At 33.8% G+C, this 14,040-nt stretch carries 15 protein-coding genes; 11 read left to right on the plus strand and 4 right to left on the minus strand.

From position 1 onward, the window contains the following. The first annotated feature begins 18 nt into the window (after window positions 1–18). The gene (gene acs, locus IL45_RS02615) at window positions 19–1,929 is read left to right on the plus strand and encodes an acetate--CoA ligase (protein ID WP_036580008.1); all 1,911 of its coding nucleotides are present in this window, start codon (window positions 19–21) and stop codon (window positions 1,927–1,929) included. A 185-nt stretch (window positions 1,930–2,114) separates the two neighbouring features. Beyond that, window positions 2,115–2,564 carry a hypothetical protein gene (locus IL45_RS02620; RefSeq protein ID WP_036580010.1) on the plus strand — a complete coding sequence of 150 codons (450 nt, stop codon included), beginning with the start codon at window positions 2,115–2,117 and terminating at the stop codon, window positions 2,562–2,564. Window positions 2,565–2,660: 96 nt separating this feature from the next. Here the strand turns inward: IL45_RS02620 and IL45_RS02625 are convergent, their stop codons facing one another. Beyond that, complete coding sequence (locus IL45_RS02625) at window positions 2,661–3,635, minus strand: VPGUxxT family thioredoxin-like (seleno)protein, type 2 (protein WP_036580013.1); 975 nt, start codon at window positions 3,633–3,635, stop codon at window positions 2,661–2,663. A gap of 144 nt (window positions 3,636–3,779) precedes the next feature. Between IL45_RS02625 and IL45_RS02630 the strand changes: the two genes are divergently transcribed. Together IL45_RS02630 and IL45_RS14685 are read left to right on the plus strand one after the other, a co-directional pair. Beyond that, on the plus strand, window positions 3,780–4,259 hold the full coding sequence (locus tag IL45_RS02630; RefSeq protein WP_036580015.1) for a hypothetical protein: 480 nt from the start codon (window positions 3,780–3,782) through the stop codon (window positions 4,257–4,259). Between the two features lie 126 nt (window positions 4,260–4,385). Next, a complete protein-coding gene (locus IL45_RS14685; RefSeq protein WP_051788622.1) occupies window positions 4,386–5,195 on the plus strand; it encodes a helix-turn-helix domain-containing protein in 810 nt (269 codons plus the stop codon). Window positions 5,196–5,232: 37 nt separating this feature from the next. On the opposite strand, the gene IL45_RS02640 is transcribed toward IL45_RS14685, so the two are convergent. Then, window positions 5,233–6,186, minus strand: coding sequence for a mechanosensitive ion channel family protein (locus IL45_RS02640; RefSeq protein WP_235183311.1), 954 nt, complete (start codon window positions 6,184–6,186; stop codon window positions 5,233–5,235). A 368-nt stretch (window positions 6,187–6,554) separates the two neighbouring features. On the opposite strand from IL45_RS02640, the gene IL45_RS02645 reads away from it, so the two are divergent. Further along, window positions 6,555–7,199, plus strand: coding sequence for a hypothetical protein (locus tag IL45_RS02645; protein ID WP_036580018.1), 645 nt, complete (start codon window positions 6,555–6,557; stop codon window positions 7,197–7,199). An 18-nt stretch (window positions 7,200–7,217) separates the two neighbouring features. Beyond that, complete coding sequence (era, locus tag IL45_RS02650; protein WP_036580021.1) at window positions 7,218–8,120, plus strand: GTPase Era; 903 nt, start codon at window positions 7,218–7,220, stop codon at window positions 8,118–8,120. 91 nt (window positions 8,121–8,211) lie between these two features. On the opposite strand, the gene IL45_RS02655 is transcribed toward era, so the two are convergent. Together IL45_RS02655 and IL45_RS02660 are read right to left on the minus strand one after the other, a co-directional pair. Then, window positions 8,212–9,027, minus strand: a complete 816-nt coding sequence (locus IL45_RS02655; protein WP_036580023.1) for an anti-sigma factor — start codon at window positions 9,025–9,027, stop codon at window positions 8,212–8,214. Continuing rightward, window positions 9,006–9,569, minus strand: a complete 564-nt coding sequence (locus tag IL45_RS02660; protein ID WP_036580024.1) for an RNA polymerase sigma factor — start codon at window positions 9,567–9,569, stop codon at window positions 9,006–9,008. Before IL45_RS02660 ends, IL45_RS02655 begins: the two co-directional genes overlap by 22 nt. A 110-nt stretch (window positions 9,570–9,679) precedes the next feature. Between IL45_RS02660 and IL45_RS02665 the strand changes: the two genes are divergently transcribed. From IL45_RS02665 to IL45_RS02685, 5 genes are all read left to right on the plus strand, one after another. Beyond that, on the plus strand, window positions 9,680–10,267 hold the full coding sequence (locus IL45_RS02665; protein WP_036580026.1) for a fasciclin domain-containing protein: 588 nt from the start codon (window positions 9,680–9,682) through the stop codon (window positions 10,265–10,267). Between the two features lie 166 nt (window positions 10,268–10,433). Further along, window positions 10,434–10,994: an RNA polymerase sigma factor gene (locus IL45_RS02670; protein WP_316930396.1), complete on the plus strand. Its 561-nt coding sequence runs from the start codon at window positions 10,434–10,436 to the stop codon at window positions 10,992–10,994. Beyond that, window positions 10,984–11,751, plus strand: coding sequence for a hypothetical protein (locus IL45_RS02675; protein ID WP_036580030.1), 768 nt, complete (start codon window positions 10,984–10,986; stop codon window positions 11,749–11,751). The genes IL45_RS02670 and IL45_RS02675 overlap by 11 nt, the downstream gene beginning before the upstream one ends. A gap of 79 nt (window positions 11,752–11,830) precedes the next feature. Beyond that, on the plus strand, window positions 11,831–13,015 hold the full coding sequence (locus tag IL45_RS02680; RefSeq protein WP_036580033.1) for a porin family protein: 1,185 nt from the start codon (window positions 11,831–11,833) through the stop codon (window positions 13,013–13,015). Between the two features lie 126 nt (window positions 13,016–13,141). Further along, a complete protein-coding gene (locus IL45_RS02685) occupies window positions 13,142–13,912 on the plus strand; it encodes a hypothetical protein (protein ID WP_036580036.1) in 771 nt (256 codons plus the stop codon). Window positions 13,913–14,040: the final 128 nt, after the last annotated feature.

Here is a 14,040-nt window from a genome sequence, read left to right on the forward strand (position 1 = left end):
ACCCATTAATTTATAATTATGAGTAATTATCACATAAAACACCTCGAAGAATACTGGCAAGTTTATAGAAAATCAGTACGTAATCCAGAGAGTTTCTGGGAAGAAATAGCCGAAGAACATTTCCTGTGGCGTAAGAAATGGGATAAGGTCTTAAGTTGGGATTTTTCAAAACCAGAAGTGAAGTGGTTTGAAGGTGCAAAACTTAATATTACAGAGAATTGTCTGGATAGACACTTAGCTACTAGAGCAGATAAAACCGCTATTATATTCGAGCCTAATAATCCAGATGAAGAATCACAGCACATAACTTACCGAGAGTTGCATGAACGTGTTTCTAGATTTGCAAATGTTTTAAAGTCTCAAGGGGTTAATAAAGGCGATCGTGTTTGTGTTTATTTACCTATGATACCAGAACTAGCGGTCGCTATATTAGCTTGTGCAAGAATAGGTGCCATACACTCAGTAGTATTTGCTGGATTCAGTTCTACAGCGCTAGCAACACGTATTAATGATTGTGATTGTGAAACTATTATATGTAGTGATGGTAGCTATCGTGGTAAAAAAACTATTATTCTTAAAAGTATTGTTGATGAAGCTTTAGAGAGCTGTCCAGGTATTAAAAAATCATTTGTTGTAAATAGAATCAATAGTGACGTAGTGATGAAAGAAGGACGTGACATATGGTTGCAACCTTTGTTAGATGAAGCAAGTCCTACCAGTAAAGCTACAGTTATGGATGCCGAAGACCCATTATTCATTTTATATACTTCAGGATCAACAGGTAAGCCTAAGGGAATGGTGCATACCACGGCAGGTTACATGGTTTATACAGCATATACCTTTAAAAATGTATTTCAATATCGAGAAAATGACATCTACTGGTGTACTGCAGATATAGGTTGGATCACTGGCCATAGTTATATTGTTTATGGACCTTTAGCAAATGGTGCCACATCTGTCATGTTTGAAGGCGTGCCGTCATATCCTGACTATGGTAGATTCTGGGAAATAGTAGAAAAACACAAAGTCACACAATTTTATACTGCGCCTACTGCAATTAGAGCGCTCGCTAAAGAAAATATAAGCTTTGTAGAAAATCATGATTTGAGCTCTCTTAAAGTTTTAGGTACCGTTGGTGAGCCTATTAATGAAGAAGCGTGGCACTGGTATAATGATAATGTCGGGAAGAAAAATAGTCCTATAGCAGACACGTGGTTCCAAACAGAAACTGGCGGAATCATGATCTCACCTATACCATACTCTACACCTACCATACCTACATATGCCACCTTACCATTACCAGGTATTCAACTAGCATTAATGGATGAAAAAGGTAAAGAAATAAAGGGAAATCAGGTAGAAGGAAGATTAACCATTAAATATCCATGGCCATCCATGGCACGTTCTATTTATGGCGACCATGAAAGATATAAAAACACCTATTTCAATAGTTTTGAAAACATGTACTTTACTGGTGATGGCGCATTAAGAGATGCTGTAGGATATTATAGAATTACAGGTCGTGTAGACGATGTAATCATTATTAGCGGTCATAATTTAGGAACAGCACCTATAGAAGATGCGATAAATGAGCATCCTGCAGTGGCAGAAAGTGCCATTGTAGGTTTTCCACACGATATTAAAGGAAATGCTTTGTATGGTTACATTACTTTGAAAGAAACAGGAGAAGGAAGAGATCATGATAATCTGCGTAAAGAAATAAATCAATTGATTGCAGATCGTATAGGAGCTATCGCAAAACTGGATAAAATTCAATTTACTCAAGGTCTGCCAAAAACTCGCAGCGGTAAAATTATGCGCCGTATTTTAAGAAAGATTGCATGTAATGACACCTCTAATCTAGGTGATATAAGCACTCTTCTTAATCCCGAAGTTGTTGAAGATATTATAGAAAAAGCGCTTATTTAGTGCTGTAAATAAATTGTATTTCGCTTTCGCGAAAGCGTACTAAATAAAAACCACGTAAATAAATTCAAAATTTGTTCACGTGGTTTTTTTGGGAATAATATATCATTTTAGATGAAAGATGTTCACGTGTTTTACTATCTGTTGGTTTTAAATTTGCACTATAATAATAAGTAATATACATAGTCATGAAAACATTTATAAATATAACAACAGCATTAGTGTTTCTTTTATCCATTCATAGTAATGCACAAGTTTTTCAAGATCAATTAGATGAAATTTATTTAGGATCAGCAAAAGTAGAGTTAAATGATTTTATACTGCTAAATAGTGAAATAAGTAACAGTGATCGATTTAAATTTAGGAAAGCACTGCGTGCCGCTAGAAATGGTCAAGATAGCTTAGTATTTACGAGTGATGAATATCGTCTAGCACTAACAGAAGTAGAGTACTTAAAACTGATTAGAAGAACGGCAAATCAAAGTAGTGATTCAACAGAGTTTGTAACTAAGCTCAGTGCTCAAATGCCATCATTAAAAGATATTATTGAATCAGATGTTTCTTATACTAATCTTTATGAAGCTGTAAGACCTACCACATTTTATGGTAGAATAGAGGCTTTACCAGATGTGCTGTAATTACATTCATATAAATATGAAAAACACCTAACAAATTGACGACGTTGTTAGGTGTTTTCGTATTCATTTTTTGAGGAAGTCTTTAGTATACTTAAATTAAGAACGGTACGTCCTTTCTTTCCAAGCTTGTCCAAAGGGTGATAAATACAGAGTTTTATCAGTTTTACGAGACTCTGCATACCATTTCCTTTGTTGTGGACTTAAATATTGTTGTGCATCATTTCTATTTCCTAAAGCACTATTTATCAATGTGCGCTGTAGAGGAGATAAAGGTAAATACTGGTAGTTACTATGTTTTAAATAATAATCTTCATCTTTAGAACTGATTCTGTAAGATTGATCCTTTTTAATAGGACGCATTTCTTGACTACTTGCATAACTGTTTAAATCACTAATGTTTACCGCAGTGTTGTCATAGGTTACTTTTACTACTTCATAACCATTCATAAATCCTGCCTCGGTATTCAATATACCAGGTTGTGTACCTAATAGCTTCTCGCCACTCCAGAAACAGTACATGCTGTAGTAGGTTTCCTTGTTCCTAGAATTGATATAGCCATAAAGTTCTTTTGCTAAAATTTTCATGTACTGTGGAATCTCTTTTTTGCAAACTTTTAAAGCATTTTCCATTGCGCTATATAGTCCTTGGGCACTGTAATCATTTCCCACGCGATCTACGATATCTACACCATCATAATCTACAATGCGTACCACGGGATTATTCCATGCAGGTTCTTTATAGATTTTTAATACATCTTTATCCTTTCCGCCTTTATTATTATAAATAGCTAATGGAATAAATTCATTTTGAATAGCCTCAGTCATCAATGGGTTACTCAATACATCGTGACCATAATTACGACAAGTAGCGCATCCTGGAACTTCTTGAAATAAAATAAGAACTGGTTTATTGTATTCTTTAGATAATTGTAACGCGGTTGAATAATCTCTATACCAGCTTATAGCACCTAATTCTTTATCTTGATTTTTTGGGTCTGTTCTTTGTGCGCTTGTAGCTATTGAGTATAGTGCTAAGCTTATAGCTATAATAGTGTTTACCGTATTTTTCATAACCTTTTTGTTTGGATTAAAATTAGAGTTAATCCGTATTAAAGATGTCACGATTAAATAACAATATTGTGATTTTTAAATGCTTATGTTTTTTTTGTTTACACTTTCGCAAATGCGTGTTAACTTTAACTCAAATCTATTCTTATGAAAATTATTAAACTACTGACATTATTCTTCTTAATAGTAATCGTGTATGCTTGCTCGACCGCAACAGCCGAAAAACTTCAAGAAACTGATGAAGAAGCCACGATTGCTGTAGAGGAAGTGGTTCAAAACTTATTTGATGAAGTCTGGTCAGATTATGATGAGGCAGCAATAACTAAGTATCAAACAGATGATTTTTTGCTGTTAGAACACGGTGAGGTATGGAATAATGACACCATTGCAAATTGGTGTAAAAGTGCTAAGAAAAGAGAGCTCCAATTTGACCGCATCAACAATTTTAAAAGAATTGCGTCAAAACGTAACGGTGATAAATTATGGCTAGCATATCACAATTACGGTACGTTCAAGTTAGACACTCTTAGTTTTAAAAGTAGCTGGTTAGAAAGTGTTGTAGCAGTTAAAAAAGATTCTGTTTGGAAATTAGAGTTAATGCATTCAACTAGACAATCAAACGATTGATTTACCAGTTTTATAGGCTACTCAAGGCTTTGCCGTGTAAATGTCGGGTTTAAGTTGCTTAAAATATTTTGACCTAGCTTGTCATATCCAGTAATATTGCTGCATGAATTTTAAAACCCATTTGTTATGAACCAGCCAGAATTAGGAGACTACATTGCACAATTAAGAAAAGAAAAAGGACTTACTCAAGAAGAGCTTGTTGAACTGTGCAATATTAATGTACGGACTATACAACGCATTGAGAATGGAGATGTGACTCCTAGAAGTTACACGGTTAAGAATATTTTTGAAGCATTAGGGAAGTCCATTGATGAGGTTTTTAAAAAATCAGAAAAACAACCTGATGTTTTACCAGCTATAAATTATAATAAATCTTTACTAGGTTGGGGAATGATTGCTGGTATCATCTATTTAATATTAGGCACATTAAATGTGTTGGTAAGTATAAACGAAGCTTATAATACTGAGCATATGTCACCTATTATTTATGCAGCAAGTGTAATTATTGAATACTTAACTTTAACTGTTTTACTAATAGCTATCGCGCACTATGGTCGATTAAATGAAAGCTCGTTAATTAAAAATGCTTCTTATGGTGCAATAGCTTTACTCGCAATATTTTATATTATTGACTTCTTGTTTTATTCAAATTTTCTTGATGAAAATGAAGGAATAGGCATGGTGCTATCATACTCTTCTCTTTTCCTCTATGGATTGATATACCTGTTTTTGGCAATAGGATTTTTTACTCATCGCGTACAACTGGGAGAACTTGCAAAATGGGCAGGAATTACAGGTATTATTGGTGGTGTGTCTTTCTGTTTAATCATTCTATTTCCGCTAGGGATTCTAGCAACATTAGCTTTTGAAATTATGCTAATTATACTTCTGTATAAAGCTTGGGATAATTCCAATAAAAAATCCCTAGATCATTAACGATCTAGGGATTCTCAATCTATAAATCTAAACTACTCTAACTTTGTTGTTCAGGAACATTTTGCATTTGCAATTGATTGTCAAACTGTAATGTTCTTATCGGGAATGGTATATTAATTCCTTCTTTGTCAAATGCTTTTTTGATAACAATAATAGCTTCACTAGTATTGATTAACTTTTGTAATCCATTCTCAATATCATAATAGAACCTCAACATGAAGTTAATGCTACTATCACCAAATTCTCTATAATAAAATTCTACGTCGTCTTTAGAATTAATTTGATCAAAATTATCGATAATCGCTTGTTTAGCCACTTCTCTTACGTGATCTAAATCACTCTCATATCCAACACCACAATGTACAATAACACGCATGGTTTTAGTAAGTCCATAATTCTTCATGGGATTATCCATGATTAACTTATTAGGTATAATTACTGTATTATTATCAGCCTCACGCATGATGAATTTGTTCAAATCGATAGAGATAATTTCACCTTCATAGCCATTAGTTTCTACCCAATCGCCAACACTTACCATTTTCCTAAAACTTAAATGTACACCGCTTAAAGTATTTGATAAAGTACCTTGTAAGGCAAGACCTATAACCAGACCTGATACACCAGCACCAGCAATTATGGCTTGTACCGTTTCATTTAAATCCAGCACATTTAAGGCAATAAACAAACCACCTACAATTACTACCGCTGCAGCGACTTTACCTATTAGTTTACGTACAGATACTTGATTAACTTTATGCTGTACTAGTTTTTGTACACCTCTACTAACCCATTTTGATATAAAATAAGTTACTATTAATACGATAAGTGCAACTGCCATGCTAGGCAAGTTGGTGATAAGAGTTTCATACCATGATTCTAATTGATCTAATATCAATTCAGTGGTAGTCATATTAGATTTTGCTTCAGCTTCTGCAGCCTCTGCCGCGGCAGCTGCTACTTCTTTTGTATTTTCCTGTTGGAATATCATAAATAATTAATTGGGTTGATTCTAATTCCTCATAAAAGTAAAGCTATTTAACAGTGTGTATGTTTTATTTAACATGGTTTAACTAGATATCCTTAATAAAAACAAAATTTACTTCAAGTATCCTTAAAAATTAACATTTAAATTAAGATATATCTATTGCTAAGAGATAATCATTTATAAAATAGTACTTTAGGTCAGCCAGTAAGTTCTATTTTAAAAAGCAACGTTATCAATACTTCAAAACATCCTTTAGGAATTTACTTTCTAACCATTATCGATGTCGAAGGTTTCAAAACGGTAAGACAGTTAATTAAGGAATAATAGTATAATTTCGCTTTCGCGAAAGCGGAATAAACAACCAAATCACCATGAAAAAACACTTATACATCCTATTTTCAATAGCATTACTGTTTAGTATAACGGCCTGTAATTTTTTTAATAAGCAAACTACTGAGGCATTTGATGCCATAGAACTTAATGTGGAAGCAGCTTCACTTGATAAGTCAAAGGAAATCGAGTCTTTAATGAAAACGATAACAGATAGCGCCATGGCAAACCCAGCGGTATATGCAAGTGCCTATAACCATATGAATGAGTTTCATACCAAGTCAGAACGATTGCTGACTGAATTACAACATGTAAGAGGTTTAATTAATGATCAAGTAGGTGAATCAGGTGATTTTGAAAAGATGGATGAAGACACAGATCAATTATTGTTTAATGGTGATCAACCATCAGAAAATGGAGCGCGTTTTATAAAAGCCATTCAAGATTATAACCTTACTGCTAGTGACCAACTTTTCTTTTTTCCAGAGGCCGAAAAGATGGCTCAAAATGCCTTCTCTATAGAAGATGTTATAAATCGTGATGGTGAGAATGTAGAGTGGTTAACATATAATTTTAAGGGATTTCCGGCAATTGCTTCTAAGACTAAAATTGCGATGATGGAAAATGATGTGAAAAACGTCGAATCTACATTTTTAAAAGCTTTAATTGAAAAGCCACAATTTTAAAACGGCTACCTTTGTCACATGGAAGAGAAAGTAGAACATAAAGCAGGTTTTGTTAACATAGTAGGGAATCCTAATGTTGGAAAATCTACATTGATGAATGCTCTAGTAGGTGAGCGTTTATCTATTATCACTTCAAAAGCACAGACGACACGTCACCGTATATTAGGTATTGTAAATGGTGAGGATTTTCAAATGGTATTGAGTGATACACCTGGTATTATTAAACCAGCATACAAGCTTCAAGAAAGTATGATGGAGTTTGTAAAAAATGCTTTTGAAGATGCAGATTGTATTCTGTATATGGTAGAACTAGGTGAAAAGGAACTTAAAAATGAAGCGTTTGAAAAACGATTAACCTTTGCAGAGGTTCCTGTTATTGTATTGATTAATAAGATTGATAAAGGACAGGCTTCTCAATTAGAAGAGGCTGTTGAACACTGGAAAGAGAGATTGCCTAATGCAGAGATTTTTGCAATTAGTGCTTTAGAGAATTTTGGTGTCCCACAATTAATGGCTCGTATTGTAGAGATATTGCCTGCCTCACCAGCTTTTTATCCTAAAGATGCTTTAACGGATAAACCAGAACGATTTTTTGTAAATGAAAGCATACGAGAGAAAATCTTAATTCATTACAAAAAAGAAATTCCATACTCTGTAGAGATTGATACAGAAGAGTTTTTTGAAGATGAAGATATCATAAGAATACGATCAGTGATTATGGTAGAGCGCGAGACTCAAAAAGGTATTATAATAGGTCATAAAGGTGCTGCTATTAAACGTGTTGGTACTGAGGCTCGTAAGGATTTACAAAAATTCTTTGGTAAGCAAGTTCATATAGAGTTGTTTGTAAAAGTGAATAAAAACTGGCGTAGTAATGAGAAACAGCTGCGACGTTTTGGTTATAAAGGAGAGAATAAATAAATCTTTTCAATCATATAAAATCATAAAGCCGATGCTGTTCAATCAACATCGGCTTTACTTTTGAAAAGAGTATTTTAAAATCTATAGTAGATTATGGTATTGTATTTAGTGGTATCGATGATACAAGGTTTTCAACACTTGCGTGCTTGCTTCCTCCAGCTTTTTCAATGGTGATATTTAAATCTGATGCTTTTTTTAAAATTTCAGCACTTATCGTTTTAGGTTTCAAATCGTTTAACACAGCAAGGGAAACCATCTCGCCGTCTACATCTGCCCATAATTGGTAGTCCAGTCCTTTTTCTAGTTCAGGTAATGCAGCAATTTCAATTTGAGCTTTACCAGCTGGTTGATTATAATATGCAATAACACGTAACGGTTCTTCTTCTATATAACCTCGCATTAAATATTTCTCAGTATCACCAGCTTCTATAAACGCAAGGCGCATTTCTAATATTCTTTTTTGAGTGTCATTAAGTTCATAATCACGCTCTAGGTTTTCAAATTGAGTAGTTGTTTCTACAATTTCTTGTTTAAGACCAGTGTTTTGTTGATATAGATAACCTAGCCCAGATAATGCTAGCAGAGCAACGATAACAGCTGCAATACTTAACCAGTTTTCATGTTTACTATATTCTGGTTCTAATTCTTTTCTAGGTGTTACTTTATTTAAAACCTGTTCTTTTAAGTAATCTGGTGGTGTAATCGCATTTGTATTTGCATATAAGAAAAGCTCTTCTTGTAACTTATCATAAGCTAGTTGAACCTCACTATGCTGGTTGATCATATCCTCAACCATAGTATTCTCAGTATCAGATGTGTCACCAATGACATAGCGATCTAGTAATCCAGATTGTAAAAACTCTTCGATATGTTGATTCTTTAATTTCATGATAGTAATAAAATCCATAATAGGATGGTGATTCCTTTATTAATCGAGCGCAACTCAATTAAAGCGGCACGCATCCTGGTTTTAAAAGTTCCTAGAGGAATGTCTAAATAGTCTGCAGCCTCCATATGTGTCATTCCTTTATAAAAAACCGCATCTAATACCGAGATGTATTTTGTGTCTAAGGTACTAATTTGCCTTTTAAGACTTTCTTTATCATCTTGATTAATAGTGTCCTCTATAGGATATACGTCTCGATTCTTTAATTGGATTTCTTTAGACTGTTTTTTTTGAACTTTTCTTAAATAATCAATAGTCGTATTGCGAGTGATACCATAACACCAGGTAAAAAACTTTGCTTTGTCTGGATTATAGCTGCTGCTATTGTTCCATATTTTGATAAGAGCATCCTGTAAAATGTCGCTTGAAGCATCTTTATCCTTAGTTAGTTTTAAAGCGCATCCATATAAAGCAGGTCCAAAATTGTCATAGAGTAAACTCATGCCACGCTGGTCGCCTTGCTTTATTAATTCAACGATATGTTGTTCTAAAATAGGAGTCAATGTTGTTTTAACTTTTTTTTAGTACTTGTTAAAAATCCATTTCAAAGTTACGGGCGTATTACCCTTAGATGCATCAAACTTTCAAATAATTAACAAAATAAAACTTGAAAATGAAATTAGCAAACCTCTTTACCGCACTTGTATTCTTAGGATTAGCATTAAGTGTAAATGCACAATCAGACCAGCAACTAGCCTCAGCTAGCCTTACACAGACAGCTGTTCTTCAACCATCAACATCACAAGTCATGTCTGACGATATTATAGGTGTTGCCGCATCAGATAAACGTTTTGCTACATTAGTTGCTGCTGTAAAAGCTGCAGATTTAGTAGAGACCTTACAAGGTGATGGGCCTTTTACCGTTTTTGCTCCTACTAATAGTGCTTTTGATAAATTACCAAAGGGAACAATTGCTACATTATTAAAAGAAGAAAATAAAGATAAGATCGCAAGTATCCTTGCATATCATGTCATCCCTGGCGAATGGACAGCGGCAAAAATTATTGAAAATATAGAAAGTAATGGTGGTGGTTTTATGGCTACTACAGTACAAGGTCAGCCTATTTATGCAAGCCTAGTAGATGGAAAAGTAGTTTTGCAAGATGCAAATGGCGGAAGTTCTACAATAACCGTAACAGATATTGAAGCTACTAATGGTGTGATTCACGCTATTGATACCGTAGTGCTTCCAAAAGAGTAATTTTCCCTAAAAATTGCTCTAAGACCTCTTTTAATCATGTGGATTAAGAGAGGTTTTTTTATGCGCTTCCGCGAAAGCGAAATAAAAATCAAATATTTTTTATAATCTAGACAACCTTTTTAAAAACATCTCGTCTATGTTAATAGAAAGTCTGTAAATTGTGAAAGTGATACAACTCTATACTAACGAAAAAAAGCTTATTGAAAAAGCTGCTGCTGGCGATAGGAAAGCCCAGAAGCATCTTTATGATAAGCATGCATCTAGAATGCTGAGCGTTTGTAGACAATATGTATCACCTGTGGAACTGGCAGAAGAATTGATGCTTAACGGTTTTTTTAAAGTATTTACAAAACTAGATAGTTTTTCACATCAGGGAAGTTTTGAAGGATGGGTAAGACGTATAATGGTTAGAGAGTGTATTGACTATTTACGCAAGAAAGACCCTTTTAAATATTCTTCTAGTATTGATGAAGAAAAAGAGCCTGCCTGTATGGATGAAGATACAGATGACAATATTGATATGAATGTTCTGCAACAGGCCATTGATGGATTGCCGGTAGGGTATAAAACTGTTTTTGTAATGTATGCAATAGATGGTTTTAAACATGGCGAGATTGCTCAAGTACTTCAAATAAGTGAGAGTACCTCAAAAACACAGTTCCGTAAAGCGCGATTGATGCTGCAGGAAGAATTAAAAATGATGAAAAAGAAGCATTATGAAGCTTAATAATATAAAAAACACTTTTGAAAAGAGAGAGATAAAGCCTAGTGCAGGCTCTTGGGACGTGCTGTCTGCTCGATTAGATGAAGATGATAAGAAGAGTAAAAAGCCAGTGATTATTTATTGGTTAAGCGCTATCGCCGCTATTTTTATTGCTGCGTTATTATTGTATCCATCACTATCTAATGAGGCGATTATCAATAGCGATGATAAGATAGTTAACACTTTACCCTTGAATACAGATAATGCTAAAGACGACTTACTAATTGTTGAGCCTAAATTAGAACGTGATAAAAATATTAATGTAGCTAGCACGGTTAATACTGAGGTTCAAAATAATGATGAATCTAATAATAATGCTATAAAAAATCAATCGATTGCTCAAAATAACAAGCAACCTAAGACTGTAAATTCTAAAGTAAAAGATCAAGCAATCAATGTTCAAAATCCCGCATCATCTTTAAATATAGATAAGGCATTATCAAAGGGTAATGAGGATACAGCAATGGCTAGTGTGTCTAATCAGCATATTATAGAAAAACAACTTACTGCCGAGGAAGAAATGGAACTTTTACTTAATAAAGCGATGGGTAAAGTTGAGGTCACAGAAGTGGCTGTAAAGACAATAAATCCCGATAAATTATTGAGAGAAACAGAATGGGATATCGAATCTGATAATAGAAGTAAATTGCAAAACAGCATACAAGGTGGACTTAATTTCTTAAGAGCAGAAGCTGTTGCAATCGTAGATCGTAATAAATAAACAAAACCAATTTAATAACCTTTAAAACAGCTGTTTATGTACAACGGACAGCCATACTTATATCTAAAAATTAAAAATTATGAAAACACATGTACTTATTGCAAGCTTGATTTTATCTCTTTTTTTAGGACTATTTACTCAAGCTCAAGAAACTGAAAAAAAATCTACTAGAAGAGATTCTATTAGAGCTGCAAAAATGCGAGAAAAATATCCTGTTCAAATAGATACAGTAGATGGTAAAGTTATAAAATATGTTAATGGAACTCCTGGCGCTCATGAGAGAAAAATAATGAGTAGTGAATCTGCAATAGCGGCGTTAGAAGAAAGTCATAGCCTTTACGTGTCAGATAAAAAGACTCAATTCAAAACCATGATTGAGCGAGTTAATAAATCTTTAGAGGATAATAAAATTAGTGAAGAACAAGCAGATGAATCCAAAGCAAAGTTTGCCGAAGATCTTGCAGAGATCATTACTCAACATAGAGTGAAAACAGATGCCGAAATTAATTTAATTAAGGTTAACCGTACCTCTGCATTTTATGATTATAGATTAGAGGACCATGCCTCATCAACACTTGAAATTTCTACTAAAAAGGGAATCAGTATTAATATTGAGAATAATAGGCAAAATCAAAAGTTTATCAAGACGACTTCTGGATTTACCCTAGGTTTTGGATACAATTATATGAATGGTGAAAATCTAGGAATCAATGATTTTAGTTACCCTAATAATAACTATTTCTCTCTAGGATATCAGTGGAAAACGACACTTGATAAAAATAACCATGTAAGGTTAATGTATGGTGTAGAGTATCAAACACAAGGTACAGAGCTTAATGGTAATAGGTTTATAACTCAAGGCGATCAAGCGCAAGTAGCGGCTATAGGTTTTGATACTAAAAAAGCAAAATTCCGTCAGGATCAGTTGGTATTTCCTCTTCACTTAGAGTTCGGTGGTAGTGACCGTAAAGAATATGAAGATGGTCGTGTACGTTTTCAAGAATATGATAAATGGAAATTTGGAATCGGTGGATTTGCCGGTTTTAATATGAGTTCACGTTTAAAATTAAAATATGATTTAGATGGACGTGAGATTAAGGAAACTCGAATTAATAATTTCGATAACGAAGTATTGTTATATGGTATTGATGCCTACGTAGGTAAAGATAGTTTTACCTTCTTTGGTCGTATGAATTTCAATAATGTATTTAAAAGCGATTCTGTAGACGCTCAATATGTAACATTCGGTATTAGGATTCAATAAAATAAAGATTTGAATTAGCCAGTGAAACAGCTCTTGTTTAATAACATGAGCTGTTTCTATGGTTAAAAATTAGTTAATGTATAATCGCATTACTATCACTACATTAACTTTAAATAAAAATGTTTTATGAAAACTAATCTACTTTTAATTATTACAGTTATCGGTTTGTTTAATCTAGGTTATGCTCAAGAAGAAAATGAGCTGGAAGATGCGCCTTACGATTTTCTAGACTTGTTTGATGAATCTAGAAGAGATCAAGAAACGGTCATGACTAATACAAAGCTGTATGTCGGTTTTGGATTTAATCAGGCCTTAGGAGATGGCAATGGTATAGGTGATGATTATCGTTTTTGGGGATCAGGTGTATTTGATGTAGGACTGGAATTCTCGACAAGACTTAAAAAAGAAGATGATTTTATGAGGTTCAACTATGGACTTACTATGCGTATTCAAAGTTTAAGGATTAATGATGATAAGGTTTTTAGTACATTTAATAATGTCACGAGACTAGAAGATGCAGGATTTGATTTAGATGGCTCACGATTCACTCAAGTAAGTATATTAACACCAGTACATCTTGAATTTGGGAGACGTGATTTAAAAGATTATGAAGACGGTATCAAGCGCTATGGTGGTGCAAAACCATTTGTAGTAGGTGTAGGTGGATATATAGGGCTGGTTTCAACTTCTTCTCAAGAAATTAAATATGAGCGTGAAGGTCGTGACGTCACTAACACGCTTACTAATGACTTTAAAGTAAATAATTTTCAATACGGCTTAAGTGTTTATGCGGGATGGAATGACTCGCAAATTTTTGCGACTTATGGATTAAACGATATTTTTAAAGACTCACCAGTGCAACAACAGTACGTTACCTTGGGTGTTCGATTCAGATAGAAATCAATAATTGCAATGAAGTAAGCCCTTATAATGATAAGGGCTTTTTTTATACGCTTTCGCGAAAGCGAGACTAATATCGAATCCGTTGAAATTACTGTCAGTTCGATTCATTTACTTATGCTGCT

This window comes from Nonlabens ulvanivorans, from assembly GCF_000732625.1.
In the GTDB taxonomy this organism is placed as follows: Bacteria; Bacteroidota; Bacteroidia; order Flavobacteriales; family Flavobacteriaceae; genus Nonlabens; species Nonlabens ulvanivorans.

Bases quoted from the DNA above. Each gene is read 5' to 3' on its own strand.
- acs (WP_036580008.1), top strand. From the start codon at position 19: ATGAGTAATTATCACATAAAACACCTCGAAGAATACTGGCAAGTTTAT.
- IL45_RS02620 (WP_036580010.1), top strand. From the start codon at position 2,115: ATGAAAACATTTATAAATATAACAACAGCATTAGTGTTTCTTTTATCC.
- IL45_RS02625 (WP_036580013.1), bottom strand. From the start codon at position 3,635: ATGAAAAATACGGTAAACACTATTATAGCTATAAGCTTAGCACTATAC.
- IL45_RS02630 (WP_036580015.1), top strand. From the start codon at position 3,780: ATGAAAATTATTAAACTACTGACATTATTCTTCTTAATAGTAATCGTG.
- IL45_RS14685 (WP_051788622.1), top strand. From the start codon at position 4,386: ATGAACCAGCCAGAATTAGGAGACTACATTGCACAATTAAGAAAAGAA.
- IL45_RS02640 (WP_235183311.1), bottom strand. From the start codon at position 6,186: ATGATATTCCAACAGGAAAATACAAAAGAAGTAGCAGCTGCCGCGGCA.
- IL45_RS02645 (WP_036580018.1), top strand. From the start codon at position 6,555: ATGAAAAAACACTTATACATCCTATTTTCAATAGCATTACTGTTTAGT.
- era (WP_036580021.1), top strand. From the start codon at position 7,218: ATGGAAGAGAAAGTAGAACATAAAGCAGGTTTTGTTAACATAGTAGGG.
- IL45_RS02655 (WP_036580023.1), bottom strand. From the start codon at position 9,027: ATGGATTTTATTACTATCATGAAATTAAAGAATCAACATATCGAAGAG.
- IL45_RS02665 (WP_036580026.1), top strand. From the start codon at position 9,680: ATGAAATTAGCAAACCTCTTTACCGCACTTGTATTCTTAGGATTAGCA.
- IL45_RS02675 (WP_036580030.1), top strand. From the start codon at position 10,984: ATGAAGCTTAATAATATAAAAAACACTTTTGAAAAGAGAGAGATAAAG.
- IL45_RS02680 (WP_036580033.1), top strand. From the start codon at position 11,831: ATGAAAACACATGTACTTATTGCAAGCTTGATTTTATCTCTTTTTTTA.
- IL45_RS02685 (WP_036580036.1), top strand. From the start codon at position 13,142: ATGAAAACTAATCTACTTTTAATTATTACAGTTATCGGTTTGTTTAAT.